Source organism: Nocardia rhizosphaerae (assembly GCF_042650365.1).
GTDB lineage: Bacteria > Actinomycetota > Actinomycetes > Mycobacteriales > Mycobacteriaceae > Nocardia > Nocardia rhizosphaerae.
Window position 1 is genome coordinate 17,856 of the sequence record NZ_JBHSBA010000002.1, and the last position, 16,912, is coordinate 34,767.

The window sequence follows — 16,912 nt, forward strand, 5'->3', positions numbered from 1 at the left end:
GTAGTGGACGCCACACCGGGCGCGGCCGGGGTGTCACCGCAGCAGCTCGCGCAGCCGGGCGCCCTTGCGGTCCCAGTGCCAGTTCCGTTCCACCCAGTCCCGGCCGGCGGCGCCCATCGCGGCGGCCCTGTCCCGGTCGGTGAGCAGCTCTGCCACGGCGTCGCTGATCTGCTCGACCGAGCGGCCGTGCACGACCAGACCGGTCTCGCCCTCCAGGACGGTTTCCGGTGCGCCACCGGAACTTCCGGCCACCACCGGCACCCCGGTCGCCGAGGCTTCCAGGTAGACGATGCCGAGGCCTTCGACGTCCAGGCCCGCGCCGCGGGTGCGGCACGGCATGGCGAACACGTCGGCGATGGTGTGATGGGCGGCCAGCTCGCCTGCGGGCACCCGGCCGGTGAACACCACACTGTCGGTGACCTCGAGCGCCTCGGCGAGGGTGCGCAGCCGTGATTCGTAAGGCCCGCCGCCCGCGATCACCAGCACGGCGCCGTCCACGCGTTCACGGATCTCGGTCATGGCCACGATCAGCATGTCCTGGCCCTTGCGTGGGACCAGGCGCGACAGGCACAGCACGGTCGGCCGATCGCCGAGTCCGTACCTGGCGCGCAACTCGGCGCGCGCGCCCGGATCGGGGCGGAACTCGGCCGGGTCGACGCCAGGCGGCAGATGCTCGAGCGCGGCGCGCGGACCGAACGCCGAGGCGAACCGGCCGCGGGTGTACTTGCTGACGTAGGTGACCACATCGGTGTGCTCGCCGATCGACCGCAGCACCTGGCGCGCGCCGGGCAGCATCGACCAGCCGACCTCGTGGCCGTGCGTACTGGCCAGGATGCGGTCGGCGCCCGCGCGGCGCAGCATGGGCGACATGGCGGCCAGCGGGGCAGCGGCGCCGAACCAGACGGTGTCGCATTCGTGCTCGCGCAGCAGTGCGCTCGCCCGCCGGACCACGCCGGGGGTGGGCAGCATGAGGGTGCTCGGGTGGCGAACCACGCGGAACTTCTGCGCGGCGTCGAACTTCTCGTGGCTGTCACCGCGCCAGCGCGGCGCGTACACCACCAGGTCGTCGGGCGGCAGCTGATTCGCCAGCGCGTGCAGATAGGACTGGATACCACCCGGCCGAGGCGGGAAATCGTTGGTAACCAGCAGAGTTCGGGCCATAAGTGAACAACCTAATGGGTTGGTGGCGGTGGTCAGCCAGCGCGGCCGCGTAACCAGGCCTGCCAGCCGTCGAGCAGGTCGGCGCGGGTGGTGCCGAGCACGGCGGCGAAGGCGGCGTCGGAGGCCGCGCGGTCCTGCGGGCCGGTCGCCAGGCGCTGGTACAGCGTGGTGAGGGTGTCGGGTCCGTAGCGGTCGGCGAGGAACGCGCAGGCGCTCCACGCGGTTTCGTAGGCGTAGGGCGCGTCGGTGCCGGTGAAGTCGGCGTCGGCGGTCAGGTCGGTGGGCAGGACGCCCGCCCGTAACCGGGTGGTGAGGGTGGGGGCGATCTGGGAGAAGGTGCTGCCCTGGCCGCGCTGCGCGACGTACTCGGCGTAGCCCTCGGTGAGCCACAGCGGCGCGCCGTCGCCGGTAGCGGCCCTGGTGGCGACGTGGGTGAGTTCGTGGCGCAGCAACGTCGCCAGGCCCTCGTCACCGACCCGGCGACGCGCGTCGGGATTGAACACGATGCGCTGCTCGGTGGGCTCGGTGCCGGGCACATACGACCCGGTGAGCGCGACCGCGGCGACCTCGGCCGTGGTGCCGGCCGCCCTGGTCAGCGCGGTGAACTCGGCGGGAGTTCCCGCGACGACGATCACCGGAGCGCGGTTCCAGCCGGTGCCCCAGGTGGCGCTCACGGCGGCGATCGCGGGCGCGAGCTGCTGCTCGAGCACGTCCAGATCGGTGCGGTGGCTCGGATGGGCCACCAGCAGCGCCTCGCTGGAGCCACCGGCGGCGACCTGGCGCACCAGGATGGGTCCGAATGGTTGCAGGTCCTGGCGCACCGGGGTGAGCCGGGGATCGCCGAGGTTCGCGGTGGTCCCGATGACCTCGGCCTCGTCGGTGGCCAGCTGGAGCGGGCCCGCGTTGCGCGGTAGCAGGATCAGGGCGACGCACGCCCCGGTCAGCAGGGTGACCGAGGCGAGCGTGAGCACGAATTCGAGGCGGCCGTTGACCGAGAACCAGGTGCGGAGGCCGGACGCGCGGCGGGACGGATCGGTCACCGTCGGCTCAGTATCGCCGGGCCGAGTGGAACGGCGTGGTGTCGATCGGCGCGACGGCCACCGGCACGCCGAAGGTGGAGGCGTGCACCATCAAGCCGTTGCCCGCGTAGATGCCGACGTGCGAGATCTCGGGATAGAACAGCACCACGTCGCCGGGTTGCAGTTCCGACCGCGCCACCGGGGTGCCGAAGTTCGCCTGCTGGGAACTGGTGCGCGGCACGGTCATCCCGACCTGCTTGAACGCCCACTGCACTAGCCCGGAGCAATCGAACCGATCGGGGCCGGTGGCGCCCCAGACATAGGGATCGCCCACCCGGGTCAGCGCGGCGGCCAGCGCGCTGGTCCCGCTACCGGGGACCAGGCCCGCCAGCAGCGAGTCGCGGTCGAAGCCGGGGGGAAACGGGGAACCGGCCAGGGTGGACCTGTCGCTGGCCGACAGCGCACCCCAGGCCTCGACGACCTGGGTGGTGGCGGCGGTGAGGTCGTCGCGCTTGCGGTCGACATCGGCGCGCACCGCCTCGGCCGTCGCGGTCGCGGCGCGGGCGGTGTCGGCGGCGGCGCGGGCCGCGGTCTCGGCGGCGGTGGCCGCGTCGGCGGACCTGGTGAACTGGCGCACGTCGTCGGCGGTTCGCTGGCCGAGCACGTCGAGCAGCGACATCTTGTCCAGCAGCTGCTGCGGCGAATCGCTGGACAGCACCGCGAACATGCGGTCGGTACGCGCGCCGGTGTAGGCGGCGACCGCGGTGCGGTCGATCATCGGCTGGAACTTGCGCACCTCGGCGCGGGCGGCATCGGCGACGGCGGTGCTCGCGGCGAGTTTCGCGTCGGCGTCGCGCTGCACGGCGAGTTTCGCGTCGAGATCCTGCTGGGCGGCCAGCGAGGACTGGTTGAGTGCCTCGGCCTGGCGGGACAGGTCGACCATCCTGGCGATCGCGTCGCTCGCGGTGGTCGGCAGGGCGACCGGGTCGGCCAGCGAAGGGCCCGCGGCGTAGGAGGCGCACACCAGGAACGCGGCGGACACGACTCCTGCGACGGCACGTGGCACGCGCGGATTCCGGTGGTGTGCAGTCACAGTGCGCCGCGCCCCGTTCTCTCGTTGTCCGCCGATACTGCGCCTTACCCGAACCGGATCTCCGCGTCCGCCGAGAAGGTCTCGATCAGGTTACGGAACTGTGGATGCCCGTGTCCAGTAGGGCACGGACGGGTCACGGTGCGCCCTTCCCCGTGAACGACGCACCGGCACCGTCGATCAGAAGCGGCGCGCGCCCGCGAACGGCATCGAGGAGACCGGGGCGACGTGCACCGGGCTGCCCGAGGTGGCCGCGTGCACGACATTGCCATCGCCCGCGTACAGACCGGAGTGGCCGCCACCGTAGAAGGAGACCAGGTCGCCGGGGCGCAGGTCCTCGAAGGCGACCGGGGTGCCCGCGCTGAGCTGGGCGCCGCTGGTGCGCGGCAGCTCCATGCCCGCCTGGCGGTAGGCCCACTGGACCAGGCCGGAGCAGTCGAAGGCGTTCGGGCCGGCGGCGCCGTAGACGTAGGGCGAGCCGACCTTGCTCAGCGCGGCATCGAGGGCGATGTCGGCGGCGGTGGCACGTGGCGCGGTGAAGGTCTGCGGGGCGGCCGGGATCTCGACGCCGGGGATACCCTGCGGCAGCGGGATCTCGTTGGGCACCTCGAAGGTGCCGATGCCGGGGACGGTCACCGGGGTCGCCGACGCGGGGGCGGCCGGCAGGAGGAACGCGCCGATGGTGGCAGCGCCGACGGCTCCGGCGGCAACGGCACGCTGCGCCTGACGCTTGACGGTGTTGGTCGCCATGATGCGAGTACTTCCAATCTGCCCCACGACGCCGGGTCCGTATGACGCGGCGGGGGTCATCCCGCTGAACCGTTGCTCGGTCGTGGGGACTCCGTGAGGTCTCGAAAAGGTTACGAAGACATCACGGTGGTTTGTAAAGTCGGACATCGGTCCGAAATGCGCGTTGTCCGAATATCGCGGTCCAACCCTGCGAGCTGCGTCACACCAATCACGAAACGATAACGCCAGGTGGTCTGCCGGGTGCCGAACGGAGTGGTCCGGCGAGTCGCCGACGGGTCGGGTGGGCCGCTCTTTCGTTACGAAACCCCAGGTCGACCGCGCGCGTCGACGGCAACGTCGGCGTGTCGGGGTGTGTGCCGCGCGGTCGGCGCGCCGCCGGTTCTCGCGTGCCGCAATGGGCAATCCGTCTTATCCAATCGATACGGGCGCAGTTATGCGAGCTCGAGTCGAACTGTGAGCCCAGTCTCAGTCGGTCGTGTGTGGGCCGTTTTGTTCGCATCGGAACGAAATACGCACCGCGAATTGCCGGAAGTGAGCCCGCCGGAAACCGGCGCCGTGGGTGTCCCGGTGGGTGGGATCGGAGGTTTGGCCGCGGGGTCGAACAATGTTGCCGCGCAGGGTCGCGGCCGCTCGGCGGTTCCTGTCGGACCCCCGTCCTACGCTGCTCGCCGTGCCAGATCCAGCGCCGCGTTCGGCGACCGCCCGCCAGCTGGCGTTCGACGAGCTCGATACCCCGCTCTACGACACCACCTTCGTCGTCGTCGACCTCGAGACCACCGGAACCAGCCCGGACGGCGACGCGATCACCGAGATCGGCGCGGTGAAGGTGCGCGGGGGCGAAGTGCTCGGGGAGTTCGCGACGCTGGTGAATCCTGGGCGCGAGATCCCGCCCGCGATCGTGCACGTCACCGGGATCACCACCGCGATGGTGTACGCGGCACCCCGGATCGAGGTGGTGCTACCGGGTTTCCTCGAGTTCGCCGCCGGCGCGGTGCTGGTGGCGCACAACGCGCGCTTCGACACCGCCTTCCTGAAAGCGGCCGCGGCCCGCCAGGACATCGCCTGGCCCAACCCGCAGGTGCTGTGCACGGTGAAGCTGGCGCGGCGGGTACTCACCCGTGACGAGGCGCCCTCGGCGCGGCTCGGGGTGCTGGCGCGGATCCTCGGCGCGGCCACCACGCCCACCCACCGGGCGCTCGACGACGCCCGCGCCACCGTCGACGTGCTGCACGCGCTGATCGCCAGGGTCGGCAACCAGGGTGTACACAGCCTGACCGAACTGCTCGACTACCTGCCCGGGGTCACCGGAACCCAGCGCGCCAAGCGCGCCTTCGCCGTCGACCTGCCCGCCGCGCCCGGCGTCTATCTGTTCCGCGGCCCGTCCGACGAAGTCCTCTATATAGGGACGGCGGTGAATCTGCGCCGCCGCGTCCGCACCTATTTCACCGGCTCGGAGACCCGCGGCCGGATGAAAGAGATGGTGGCACTGGCCCTCCGAGTCGATCACGTGGTGTGCGCGCACGGGTTGGAGGCGGGTGTGCGGGAACTGCGGTTGCTCGCCGCACACGCGCCGCCGTACAACCGCCGTTCCAAGTTTCCCCGCCGCGGCTGGTGGCTCACGCTCAGCGACGAGGCCTTTCCCCGGTTCGCTGTGGTCCGCACCCCGACCCGAATCGCGGTGGGGCCGTTCTCCGCTCGGACCGACGCCGCCGAAGTGGGTGCCACGATCGCCGAGTTCGCCGGGCTGCGCACCTGCCTCACCAGGCTCACCGCGGGCGCCCGGCACGCCTGCCCGCCCGCGGTCGTCGGCGGCTGCCCCGCCGCCCGCGCCGACGGTGAGCTGGACGCCGCCGGGTACGCCCCCGCCGTCGACGCGGTCCGCGACCTGTTCGCCGGGCGCTCCGGCGCACTGCTGCACGCCATGCTCGAGCGCATCGAAACATACTCCGCCGCGCAACATTTCGAGGCGGCTGCGCGCCTCCGTGACCGCACGGCCGCCGTCGTCACCATGCTCCACCGCACCCAGCGTCGCGCCGCCATCGCCCGGATCGCGGAGTTGGTCGTCGCCCGCCCCGACGGCGCGGGTGGCTGGGAGCTCGCGGTTATCCGCTACGGCCGCCTCGCCGCCGCAGGCACCGCCCGCCGCGGCACCCCACCGATGGCGGTGGTCGACCAGCTCGTCGCCGCCGCCGAAACCGTGCGCCCCGACCTGGGCGACGCGGCATCGACAGGCTTCTCGGCGACGCACCCGGCAATGCCTGGCGTGCGGGCACTTCGGATCGACACAGTGGATCGGGCGTGCGAAGCCGACACGGTGGGCCAGGTGTCCGAAGCCGCCGACCCAGGGTCCGGTGCGTTTCGCACTCCTGGCGACGGGCTGCCCGCTCGGCCGCCCGGAGACAACGGGCCCATCGGGGTGAACGGCGGAGACCGGCCGACCGGCAACGCACCGCGCGGGCGCCCACCGCGAAGTGTCGTACCGGACCTGCCCGCGGCCGGTAGCGGAATCCGGCCCGGCCACGACGGACTCCCGGCACGCACACCCGGCGTCGATATCCGGCCTGCCGCACCCGCCCTGTTCGACCTCGGTCCACCGCCCGAGGACACCGTGCCGCCGCTGCGCGGCGCGCCACCGGAGGAAGTGGGCGTGATCGCCCGCTGGCTGGCCGAACCCGGCGCGCGCATCGTGCGCACCTCGGAAGGCTACGGGGAACCACTCCACGGCGCCGCGCGCTGGGCGAGCTGGGCACAGCTGGCCCACACGGCCGCGAACACCCTCCCTCCGGCAGAGCAGTACCTCGCCGAACGCTGACCGCCCGGCGGGCTACACCGACACGGCAACCAGCCGGTGGGCGGCGGCGTGCTGGCGGGGCCGTGATGGTGCGACGCGATCTTGGTGGGCCGCGGCGTCCTGGTGGTCCGTGGTGGTGCGGCGCGACCTCGGTGGGCCGTGGCACCGGCAGGGTACGGCAGTACGGCGCCGCCTGGCGGGCAGGCCGGGGTGGCGCGGTTGGCGGTGGCGTGGAACCTGCCGGGGCGGGAGTTCGGGTGGTCCGGGATCATGGAATCGGCTGCCACACTCCGGTGGCGGTGGGTGAAAGGCGATTACGCGGATGTTCGTGAAGGTGTGTGGGCTGACCACTCCTGAGCAGATCGACTGGGCTGTCGAGCTCGGCTATTCCGCGATCGGGGTGATGGCCACGCCCAAGAGCAAGCGGTACCGCACCCCGGAGCAGGCTCGCGCGCTGGCCGATTACGCGCGCGGCCGGATCACCACCTTCGTGGTGGCGCTGACAGCGACCGAGGTGGCCGGGGTGGCCGACGCCTTCGACGTGGTGCAGCTGTACGAATGGGCCGACCTGCCGAACCTGGCGTACTGCGCGTCCACGCCGCCGGAACCGGGGCAGACCAGCGAATACTTCTTCTACGACGCCAGCGCGGGATCCGGTGTCTTCGCGGAATTCCCCGCCTGGGTGCGCGCGGTGCCGGGCAAGGTGGTGCTGGCTGGTGGCCTCGACGCGGACAATGTCGCCGCCACCATCGCCCGGCACCGGCCCTACGGCGTCGACGTGTCCAGTTCGGTGGAAACCGCGCCCGGCGTGAAGAGCCTCGACCTCATGCGCCGCTTCAAAGCGGCCACCGAGCGCCCGGAATCCTAGGCCCGGCGAACGACCGGACCACCGCTCAGCGCATCTGGGGCGAGCCACCAGCCCTGCCCTGGACCAGCTCGACCGTATGGCTGCGGCTGTCGCCGGGAACACTCGGGCCTCCGCTCCGCCTCGCGGGCCGACGAGCCGCGCGGAGCTGCGGCGGCATCCCGCCGACTTCGGTACCGGACCACCGGCCTTCGCACCGGCCGCGCGCGTGGGAGCAGCGACACCGCGGACAGGTGCTCATTAGGCTGATCCCCATGATTACCGCGATCGTGTTGATCCAGGCCGAGAACTCTCGCATCCCCGAGACCGCGCAGGCGCTCGCCGATACCGACGGCGTCGCCGAGGTGTACTCCTGCGCCGGTGACGTCGATCTGATCGCGATCGTGCGGGTGCGCGACCACGAGCGCATCGCCGAGGTCGTCACCAGCGGCATCGACAAGGTGGCAGGCGTGGTGCGCACCACCACGCACATCGCCTTCAAGTCGTACTCCAGCGCCGACGTGGAAGCCGGATTCTCGCTGGGGGAGTGAGGCTTTCGCGTCAGGACTCGTCGAGGGTCCTGGTGAGCTCGGCCCAGCCGTCCAGCAGCTTCGCCGCCGCGCCGCTGTCCACCGCGGCGGCGGCGCGCTCGAGCCCCGTGGTGAGCGCGCTGTCCAGATCCAGGTCCACGTCACCGACGCCGCGTGAGAGGTCGTAGGCGACGATCGCGGCGGCCGAGTTCAGCAGCACGGCGTCGCGCACCGCCCCCGGCGTCCCGGCGAACACCTCGCGCGCGATCCCGGCGTTGACCTCGGCGTCCCCGCCACGCAACGCGTCCAGATCCACCCTGGCGATCCCCAGCCGGACCGGATCGAGCACCGTCTGCCGGATACGCCCACCGCTGACCACCCACACATCGGTGAGATCGGACGTGGTGATCTCGTCGAGCCCGTCGCGCCCACGCACCACCAGCGCGCTCGCGCTCTGCTCATCGGGCCTCTCCGGGCGCCCTGCGTGGTCACGCGAGCTACCGCCTCCTGGCGCTGACCGGGGATACCGGCGCTCGGCGAACACCCCGGCGATCACCGGCGCGAGGTCGGCGAACGCGCAGCCGATCAGGCCCGCCCGCGGCTGCGCCGGGTTGGTCAGCGGTCCGAGCACGTTGAACACGGTCGGGATGCCGATCTCCTTGCGCGCCGGACCGGCGAACCGCAGCCCGGCGTGGAACAGCGGCGCGAAACAGAACCCGATGCCCGCCTCGCGTACCGACCGCGCGACCGATTCGGGCCCGAGCGCGAGCTTCACCCCGAGCGCTTCCAGCACATCGGCACCACCGGACTTCGAGGAGGCCGCGCGGTTGCCGTGCTTGACCACCGGCACCCCGGCGGCGGCCACCACCACCGAGGACATGGTGGAGATGTTCACCGACCCGGACCGGTCACCGCCGGTACCGACGATGTCGACCGCGTCGCCGTCGACGTGTACCAGCCGCGCGTGCCCGAGCATCCCGGACACCATGCCCGCCAGCTCGGTGGGCGTGGGGCCCTTGATCTTCATGGCGACGCCGAACGCCGCGATCTGGGCCGCGGTCGCGTTGTCGGTGAAGATCTCGTCGATCACCCAGGTGGTGTCGTCCGCGGCCAGGTCGCCGCCGTCGGCGAGTGTTCCGAGCACCTGGGGCCAGCTGCGCACGCTCATCTGCTCCGCATCTTTCGTTCGATCGACATCGCTGCGCGAACTCCGCTGCGGGGAGTGCGCCGGTCTCACGCAACACTGTTGCGCTTGCCGAGCAAGCTTAGAGCCCGGTGCGCGGTGGTTGCAGCGCGTCCCAGCCGTCGGCGACACCGTCGTGGCGCTGGGCAAGACCCGCCATCCGCGATCGTTCCTGCGAACATGTCAGCGGGTCGAGCAGTTGCACCCGCTGCAGGATCACCGGAACCAGCGCGCCGGTCTCGGCCGCGGGCGCCTCGGCCCTGGTGTAGCCGTCGTAGCCGGCGATCTCGCAGGCCGCGTCGATCTGCTCGGCGGGCAGGCGGAGATGATGCCGCAGCACCGCCTCGGCCTCCCGGTCCAGCTCGGTGGCCCGGTCGAGCACCGCCGAGCATGCCTGCGCGTCGTCGAAACCGCTCGCCACCACGACGAGATCGGCCCGCGCCGGGTCGAGCGATCGGGCGTGTCCACCGAACCAGCGCCGCCACATCCGCACCACGACCATCGCGACCTCCTTCGTCTCAGGTTATCCACATCTGACGCTGTCACACTGGGTTGTCGCGCCCGGCCCGGCCAACACGCCGAGGGATCCCCAGGACCCCCTCTGTGCGTGGGTTTTCCGATTCGCGCGACAAACTTTCGTACCCGGGTACAGCTGTCGTACTACGAAGAGTCATACTTACCCCGTGACGACCGCAGTAGGCACCCCAGGATCGGCCATTACTCAGCGTGTGCATTCGCTGAACCGGCCCAACATGGTCAGCGTCGGAACCATCATCTGGCTGTCGAGCGAGCTGATGTTCTTCGCCGGCCTCTTCGCCATGTACTTCGTCGCCCGCGCCCAGGCGCAGGGCGATTGGCCCCCGGAGCCCACCGAGCTGAACCTCGGGCTTGCGGTCCCGGTGACGGCCGTGCTGATCGCGTCGTCGTTCACCTGCCAGATGGGTGTGTTCGCCGCGGAGAAGGGCGACGTGTTCGGCCTGCGCCGCTGGTACACCATCACCCTGCTGATGGGCACGTTCTTCGTGCTCGGCCAGGGCTACGAGTACTACCACCTGGCGCACGAGGGCACCACCATCGCCGGCAGCTCCTACGGCTCGGTCTTCTACATCACCACCGGCTTCCACGGCCTGCACGTGATCGGCGGTCTGATCGCGTTCGTGTTCCTGCTCATCCGCACGAAGCTGAGCAAGTTCACCCCCGCCCAGGCGACCGCCGCCATCGTGGTGTCCTACTACTGGCATTTCGTCGACATCGTCTGGATCGGGTTGTTCGCCACGATCTACTTCGTCAGCTAGCGCGGACACACATTCGTTTGCACAAGTCGGTTCCGTCTACTCCAAAGGGACTACAGATGAGTTCATCTCCCCCGTCGGCCCCAGAGCCCGCTGGCCCCGGCAACGGTCAGGCCGCCAAGGCGCGTAAGCAGCGTCGTGTTCGCCGTCGTATCGCGGGTGGTCTCGCGTTGCTGGTGGGTCTGGTCGGGGCCGGCTTCCTGGCCACCGCGCTCACGCCCGAACCGCAGGTCGCCACCGCGGACCAGGATCAGTCCGCACTCATCCGCGAGGGCAAGCAGCTCTACGAGACCTCGTGCATCACCTGCCACGGTGCCAACCTGCAGGGTGTCGAGGACCGCGGCCCCAGCCTGATCGGTGTCGGCGAGGCCGCCGTCTACTTCCAGGTGTCCTCCGGTCGCATGCCGATGGTGCGCAACGAGGCCCAGGCCATGCGCAAGCCGGAGAAGTTCGACGCGCACCAGACCGACGCGCTCGGCGCCTACGTCGCCGCCAACGGCGGTGGCCCCTCGGTGATCCGCGACGCCAACGGCGAGATCGCCCAGGAATCACTGCGCGGCGACGACATCGGCCGCGGCTCGGAGCTGTTCCGCATGAACTGCGCCTCCTGCCACAACTTCACCGGTCGTGGCGGCGCGCTCTCCAGCGGCAAGTTCGCCCCGCCGCTCGAGCCGGCCAACGAGCAGCAGCTCTACACCGCCATGCTCACCGGCCCGCAGAACATGCCGAAGTTCTCCGACCGGCAGCTCACGCCGGAGGAGAAGCGCGACATCATCGCCTACGTCAAGAACGCCGCCGAAGAGGGGGCGCCGGGCGGTTGGGATCTCGGCGGTTTCGGTCCGGCGACCGAAGGGCTGACGATCTGGGTCATCGGCATCACCGCGCTGGTCGGTGCCGCGATGTGGATCGGATCCAGGACATGACCGCCATGAGTGGACAGGAGCACAACGACATGGGTCGGGAACCGACCGAAGCCGAACTGGACGCGATGTCGCGTGACGAGCTGGTCGAGCTCGGCACCGCGCGCGACGGCGTCGACGTCGCGTACCGCGGTGAGCGGTGGCCGGTGCCAGGCACCCGCGCCGAGAAGCGCGCCGAGCGTCAGGTCACCTTCTGGTTCGCCATCTCCGGCCTGGCCGCGGCCGCGCTGGTCGGCGTCTTCCTGTTCTGGCCGTGGGAATGGAAGGGCAACGGCCAGGAGGGCAATACCGCCTACCTGCTGTTCACCCCGCTGATCGGCCTGACCTTCGGCATCTCGGTGCTCGTCATCGGAATCGCCGTCGTGCTGATCCGCAAGAAGTTCATCCCCGCCGAGATCTCCATCCAGCAGCGCCACGACGGCCCGTCCGACGAGGTCGAGCGCCGTACGCTGGCCGCCGAGCTGCAGGACGCGCTGGACACCTCGACGCTGGGCCGCCGCAAGATGATGCTCGGAACCGCGGGCGCCGGTGTCGGCGTGCTCGGCATCGGCTCGCTGCTGGTGTTCGTCGGCGGCATGGTGAAGAACCCGTGGGCCAAGGGCGACAAGTCGCCGCTGTGGGTGTCGGGCTGGACCCCGGATTACCCGGGCGAGACCATCTACATCCGCCGCGACACCGGTCGCCCGGAGGACGTGGTGCTGGTCCGTCCCGAGGATCTGGACGCCGGTGCCATGGAGACCGTGTTCCCGTGGAAGGAGAAGTGGCGCGGCGACTCGCACGCGACGCTGCAGTCGCTGCGCGGCATCCGCAACTCCGTCATGCTGATCCGGCTGCGGACCGAGGACGCCGAGAAGGCGATCAAGCGCAAGGGCCAGGAGAGCTTCAACTACGGCGACTACTTCGCCTACTCGAAGATCTGCACCCACCTCGGTTGCCCCACCTCGCTGTTCGAGCAGCAGACCAACCGCATCCTGTGCCCCTGCCACCAGTCGCAGTTCTCGGCGACCGAATGGGGTAAGCCGGTCTTCGGTCCCGCCGCCCGCGCACTGCCTCAGCTGCCGATCACCGTCAACTCCGAGGGCTTCCTGGTCGCCGCGGGCGACTTCATCGAGCCGCTCGGCCCGGCCTTCTGGGAGCGTCGTTCATGAGTGCTGGAGATATGGCCGCGAACCAGGCCAACGAGATGGACGAGCGGTACCGCGCCGCCGCGTTCATGAAGCGGTCGATCAACAAGGTCTTCCCGACCCACTGGTCGTTCCTGCTCGGTGAGATCGCGCTGTACGCGTTCATCATCCTGCTGCTGTCGGGTATCTACCTGACGCTGTTCTTCGACCCGTCGATGGCGCACGTCGTCTACGACGGCGCCTACCAGCCGCTGCGCGGCGTCGGCATGTCACGGGCCTACGAGACCGCGCTCAACATCTCCTTCGAGGTGCGCGGCGGTCTGTTCGTCCGGCAGATCCACCACTGGGCGGCGCTGCTGTTCGCGGCCTCGATCATCATCCACCTGTTCCGCATCTTCTTCACCGGCGCGTTCCGCAAGCCGCGTGAGGGGAACTGGGTGATCGGCTCGCTGCTGCTGATCCTGGCGATGTTCGAGGGCTTCTTCGGGTACTCGCTGCCCGACGACCTGCTCTCCGGCACCGGTCTGCGCGCCGCGTTCTCCGGTATCACCATCGGTATCCCGGTGATCGGTACCTGGATGCACTGGCTGATCTTCAACGGCGACTTCCCCGGCGACATCATCATCCCGCGCCTCTACATCGCGCACGTGCTGCTGCTGCCCGGCATCATCCTGGCCCTGATCGGCGCGCACGTCGCGCTGGTCTGGTACCAGAAGCACACCCAGTTCCCCGGCCCCGGCCGCAAGGAGACCAACGTCGTCGGCGCCCGCATCGTGCCCGTGTTCGCCGCGGACCAGGGCGCTTTCTTCGCCTTCACCCTCGGCGTGGTCGGCATCATGGGCGGTGTCCTGCAGATCAACCCGATCTGGAACCTGGGTCCGTACAACCCGTCCCAGGTCTCGGCGGGTTCCCAGCCCGACTTCTACATGATGTGGACCGACGGCATGGCGCGGTTGATGCCGGCCTGGGAGCTCTACCTGGGCAGGTACACGATTCCGGCCGCGTTCTGGGTCGCGCTGGTGATGGGCCTGGTGTTCACGCTGCTGATCGCCTACCCGTGGATCGAGAAGCGGCTCACCGGCGACACCACCGCGCATCACAACCTGCTGCAGCGTCCGCGCGATGTGCCGGTCCGTACCGCGATCGGTGCCATGGCGATCTCGTTCTACGTGATCCTCACGCTGTCGTGTGTCAACGACATCATCGCGCTGAAGTTCGACATCTCGCTGAACGCGACCACCTGGATCGGCCGCATCGGCCTGCTGCTGGTGCCGCCGCTGGCGTACTTCATCGCCTACCGGTTCTGCATCGGTCTGCAGCGCAGTGACCGGGCGGTGCTCGAGCACGGCATCGAGACCGGCGTGATCAAGCGACTGCCGCACGGTGAGTACATCGAGGTGCACCAGCCGCTGGGCCCGGTCGACGACCACGGCCACCCGCTGCCGCTGGAGTACCAGGGTGCCCCGGTGCCGAAGAAGATGAACAAGCTGGGTTCGGCGGGCAAGCCGGGCACCGGCAGCTTCCTTCGCCCGGATCCGAAGGCCGAGTCCGACGCCTACTTCGCCAACGAGCACGCCGAGGAGCACCGGATGCTCACCGCGCTCGTGGAGGAGCAGAACCGCGACACCGACGGATCGCACGGTCACTGACCGCGCACCCCGCACCGACGAAGGCCCCGAGTCGATTCCGGCTCGGGGCCTTCGCGTTCGTCGTCGACCAGCCGGTACGCCACGGCGGTAGCGTCGCTGTGCCTCCTACAGGCGTGGGGCGCGGCGATACGCTTCGATCGCCTCGAATTTGGCCAGGTTGTGCCGGGCGTCGGCGAGCGCGTCGTGGGCGTCACCGGGGATCGGTGGCAGTTCGGGGCTGCCGTGCGCCACCCAGTGCTGCCGCAGCTCGTTGGTGTAGCGCGGCATACCGGACGGCAACGCGGTCATGTCCCCCCACAGCTGGCACAGCGCCACGTGATCGTAGGCCGACACCCAGGCCCACAGCTCGGGCTGCACACCCGGCCTCGGCAGGAAGAACGCGAACAGGTCGTCGCGGATCTGCGCGCGCGTGCGATACAGCGACGACCCGGTCGGCGGCAGCTTCGGCAACACGTGCTTGCGGACCCACGGTCCGGCTCGCTCCGCGTCGAATTCGGTGGAAACCGCGTAATATTCGCGGCCGTCCTCACAAACGACACCGATCGAGATCAAATCGATCGTCACGCCGTCCTCGACGAATTCCGAATCATAGAAGTATCGCAGGGAGATCGCCTCTTCGTGCCGGTGGGCGGCGGGCCGCCGTGACCCACGGTGGGTCCGCATCGACCCTATGCGGGGGACCTGACCCGCCCGCACGCGACCTGCCGTCGGCATCTGCGCGCGCATCGGTGTCGGCGAGCCGCCGTCGGCACCCACGGGCTGCCGAACGGACAGTGACCCGCCGTGCGAGCACGCGGCATCCGTCCGGTTACCGCCCGCGCCGGGGTCGAGCCGGATGTACGCGGAGGCCGTCCGGTCCGTATTCTTGTCTGGTGACCTGGACCGTCGACGTACCCATTGACCGCCTGCCGGAACTGCCGCCGCTGCCCGCCGAGCTGCGCAGCCGACTCGACGCCGCCCTCGCCCGGCCCGCGCTGCAACAGCCGTCCTGGGACGCCGACGAGGCCGCCACCATGCGCACCGTGCTCGAGAGCGTGCCACCGATCTGCCTGCCCGCCGAGGTGGAGGAGCTCAAATCGCAGCTCGCCGCCGTCGCGCGTGGCGAGGCGTTCCTCATGCAGGGCGGCGACTGCGCCGAGACCTTCGCCGACAACACCGAGCCGCACATTCGCGGCAACATCCGCACCCTGCTGCAGATGGCGGTCGTGCTCACCTATGGTGCGAGCCTGCCGGTGGTGAAGGTGGCCAGAATCGCGGGTCAGTACGCCAAGCCGCGCTCGGCCGATATCGACGCGCTCGGGCTCAAGTCCTACCGCGGCGACATGGTCAACTCCCTGGTCGCCGACGAGGCGCTGCGCCGCCACGACCCCTCCCGGCTGGTGCGCGCCTACGCCAACGCGAGCGCGGCGATGAACCTGGTCAGGGCGCTGACCACGGCGGGAATGGCCGACCTGCACCGGGTGCACGACTGGAACCGCGATTTCGTCGCCCAGTCGCCCGCCGGCGCCAGGTACGAGGCGCTGGCCGAGGAGATCGACCGTGGCCTGCGGTTCATGACCGCCTGCCAGGTGAACGATCCGAGCCTGAAGTCCGCGCGCATCTACGCCTCGCACGAGGCGCTGGTGCTCGACTACGAGCGCGCGATGCTGCGGCTGGCCGAGAGCGAGACCGGCGAGCCGCTGCTCTACGACCTGTCCGCGCACTTCCTGTGGATCGGTGAGCGCACCCGTCAGCTCGACGGCGCCCACATCGCGCTGGCCGAACTGCTGGCCAACCCGATCGGCCTCAAGATCGGCCCGACCACCACCCCGGATCAGGCCGTGGAGTACGTCGAGCGGCTCGACCCGAACAACGAGCCGGGCAGGCTGACCCTGGTGGCCAGGATGGGCAACGGCAAGGTGCGCGACGTGCTGCCGCCGATCATCGAGAAGGTCCAGGCCACCGGCCACCAGGTGATCTGGCAGTGCGACCCGATGCACGGCAACACCCACGAGTCCTCCACCGGTTTCAAGACCCGCCACTTCGACCGCATCGTCGACGAGGTGCAGGGCTTCTTCGAGGTGCACCGCGCCCTCGGCACCCACCCCGGCGGCCTGCACATCGAACTGACCGGCGAGAACGTCACCGAATGCCTCGGCGGGGCCCAGGACATCTCCGACCTCGACCTCGAGGACCGCTACGAGACCGCCTGCGACCCCCGCCTGAACACCCAGCAGTCACTGGAACTGTCGTTCCTCGTGGCCGAGATGCTGCGCTGACGCTACGCTGAGGGGTAGTCGAATATCTAGGGGGAGAAGATGATTCGCAGATTCACGGCGGTGGCGTTGGTCGGCCTCGCGGTATCGGTCGGCAGTCTCGGCACCGCGAATGCCTGGTGGCGCAACGAGGTGGCAGGTCCGATGCCGACACAGGGGTCGTGCAACGATCTGCGGCAGGCGACCTACGACCAGGCTGCGAACAACGCTCTACAGGAGTTCTTCGCGGGCGAGTGCTATCCCACCGGCGAGGGCTGGTCGTTCCGGTTCCGCTACTGGGTGCCCGACTGATAGTCCGCGGGTG

At 70.1% G+C, this 16,912-nt stretch carries 16 protein-coding genes; 9 read left to right on the forward strand and 7 right to left on the reverse strand.

What is annotated here, in order from left to right; translation table 11 throughout:
- Nucleotides 1–33: 33 nt before the first annotated feature.
- The 4 genes from ACFOW8_RS01040 to ACFOW8_RS01055 all read right to left on the reverse strand — a co-directional run bounded on the left by ACFOW8_RS01040 (nt 34) and on the right by ACFOW8_RS01055 (nt 4,020).
- A complete protein-coding gene (locus ACFOW8_RS01040; protein WP_378543954.1) occupies nt 34–1,161 on the reverse strand; it encodes a glycosyltransferase family 4 protein in 1,128 nt (375 codons plus the stop codon).
- 32 nt (nt 1,162–1,193) lie between these two features.
- A complete protein-coding gene (locus ACFOW8_RS01045; RefSeq protein ID WP_378543957.1) occupies nt 1,194–2,201 on the reverse strand; it encodes a peptidase MA family metallohydrolase in 1,008 nt (335 codons plus the stop codon).
- A gap of 7 nt (nt 2,202–2,208) precedes the next feature.
- Nucleotides 2,209–3,273 (reverse strand): NlpC/P60 family protein, encoded by a 1,065-nt coding sequence (locus tag ACFOW8_RS01050; RefSeq protein WP_378543960.1) that lies wholly within the window; start codon nt 3,271–3,273, stop codon nt 2,209–2,211.
- Between the two features lie 177 nt (nt 3,274–3,450).
- On the reverse strand, nt 3,451–4,020 hold the full coding sequence (locus tag ACFOW8_RS01055) for a C40 family peptidase (RefSeq protein WP_378543963.1): 570 nt from the start codon (nt 4,018–4,020) through the stop codon (nt 3,451–3,453).
- 604 nt (nt 4,021–4,624) lie between these two features.
- Here ACFOW8_RS01055 and ACFOW8_RS01060 point away from each other — a divergent pair.
- The 3 genes from ACFOW8_RS01060 (at nt 4,625) to ACFOW8_RS01070 (ending at nt 8,206) form a co-directional block, all read left to right on the forward strand.
- Nucleotides 4,625–6,832 carry a DEDD exonuclease domain-containing protein gene (locus ACFOW8_RS01060; RefSeq protein WP_449289750.1) on the forward strand — a complete coding sequence of 736 codons (2,208 nt, stop codon included), beginning with the start codon at nt 4,625–4,627 and terminating at the stop codon, nt 6,830–6,832.
- A gap of 301 nt (nt 6,833–7,133) precedes the next feature.
- A complete protein-coding gene (gene trpF, locus ACFOW8_RS01065) occupies nt 7,134–7,679 on the forward strand; it encodes a phosphoribosylanthranilate isomerase (RefSeq protein ID WP_378543969.1) in 546 nt (181 codons plus the stop codon).
- A gap of 251 nt (nt 7,680–7,930) precedes the next feature.
- Nucleotides 7,931–8,206 (forward strand): Lrp/AsnC family transcriptional regulator, encoded by a 276-nt coding sequence (locus tag ACFOW8_RS01070; RefSeq protein ID WP_378543972.1) that lies wholly within the window; start codon nt 7,931–7,933, stop codon nt 8,204–8,206.
- Nucleotides 8,207–8,216: 10 nt separating this feature from the next.
- Here ACFOW8_RS01070 and trpD read toward each other — a convergent pair whose 3' ends face one another.
- Both trpD and ACFOW8_RS01080 read right to left on the reverse strand, forming a co-directional pair.
- Nucleotides 8,217–9,353 carry an anthranilate phosphoribosyltransferase gene (gene trpD / locus ACFOW8_RS01075; protein ID WP_378543975.1) on the reverse strand — a complete coding sequence of 379 codons (1,137 nt, stop codon included), beginning with the start codon at nt 9,351–9,353 and terminating at the stop codon, nt 8,217–8,219.
- Between the two features lie 97 nt (nt 9,354–9,450).
- Entirely contained in the window at nt 9,451–9,870 is a 420-nt protein-coding gene (locus tag ACFOW8_RS01080; RefSeq protein WP_378543978.1) for a hypothetical protein, read from the reverse strand.
- Between the two features lie 181 nt (nt 9,871–10,051).
- Here ACFOW8_RS01080 and ctaE point away from each other — a divergent pair, with 181 nt between their 5' ends.
- From ctaE to qcrB, 4 genes are read left to right on the forward strand one after another with little or no spacing between them, the layout of a single operon-like run.
- On the forward strand, nt 10,052–10,663 hold the full coding sequence (gene ctaE, locus ACFOW8_RS01085) for an aa3-type cytochrome oxidase subunit III (protein ID WP_378543981.1): 612 nt from the start codon (nt 10,052–10,054) through the stop codon (nt 10,661–10,663).
- A gap of 56 nt (nt 10,664–10,719) precedes the next feature.
- Nucleotides 10,720–11,583, forward strand: a complete 864-nt coding sequence (gene qcrC / locus ACFOW8_RS01090; protein ID WP_378543984.1) for a cytochrome bc1 complex diheme cytochrome c subunit — start codon at nt 10,720–10,722, stop codon at nt 11,581–11,583.
- A 5-nt stretch (nt 11,584–11,588) separates the two neighbouring features.
- A complete protein-coding gene (gene qcrA, locus ACFOW8_RS01095) occupies nt 11,589–12,728 on the forward strand; it encodes a cytochrome bc1 complex Rieske iron-sulfur subunit (protein WP_378544229.1) in 1,140 nt (379 codons plus the stop codon).
- Nucleotides 12,725–14,353, forward strand: coding sequence for a cytochrome bc1 complex cytochrome b subunit (gene qcrB, locus ACFOW8_RS01100; protein ID WP_378543987.1), 1,629 nt, complete (start codon nt 12,725–12,727; stop codon nt 14,351–14,353). The genes qcrA and qcrB overlap by 4 nt, the downstream gene beginning before the upstream one ends.
- 105 nt (nt 14,354–14,458) lie before the next feature.
- Here qcrB and ACFOW8_RS01105 read toward each other — a convergent pair whose 3' ends face one another.
- Nucleotides 14,459–14,956: a polyadenylate-specific 3'-exoribonuclease AS gene (locus ACFOW8_RS01105; RefSeq protein ID WP_378544232.1), complete on the reverse strand. Its 498-nt coding sequence runs from the start codon at nt 14,954–14,956 to the stop codon at nt 14,459–14,461.
- A gap of 269 nt (nt 14,957–15,225) precedes the next feature.
- On the opposite strand from ACFOW8_RS01105, the gene ACFOW8_RS01110 reads away from it, so the two are divergent.
- On the forward strand, nt 15,226–16,611 hold the full coding sequence (locus ACFOW8_RS01110; RefSeq protein WP_378543990.1) for a class II 3-deoxy-7-phosphoheptulonate synthase: 1,386 nt from the start codon (nt 15,226–15,228) through the stop codon (nt 16,609–16,611).
- Nucleotides 16,612–16,650: 39 nt separating this feature from the next.
- Nucleotides 16,651–16,899 (forward strand): hypothetical protein, encoded by a 249-nt coding sequence (locus ACFOW8_RS01115; protein WP_378543993.1) that lies wholly within the window; start codon nt 16,651–16,653, stop codon nt 16,897–16,899.
- Nucleotides 16,900–16,912 lie beyond the last annotated feature (13 nt).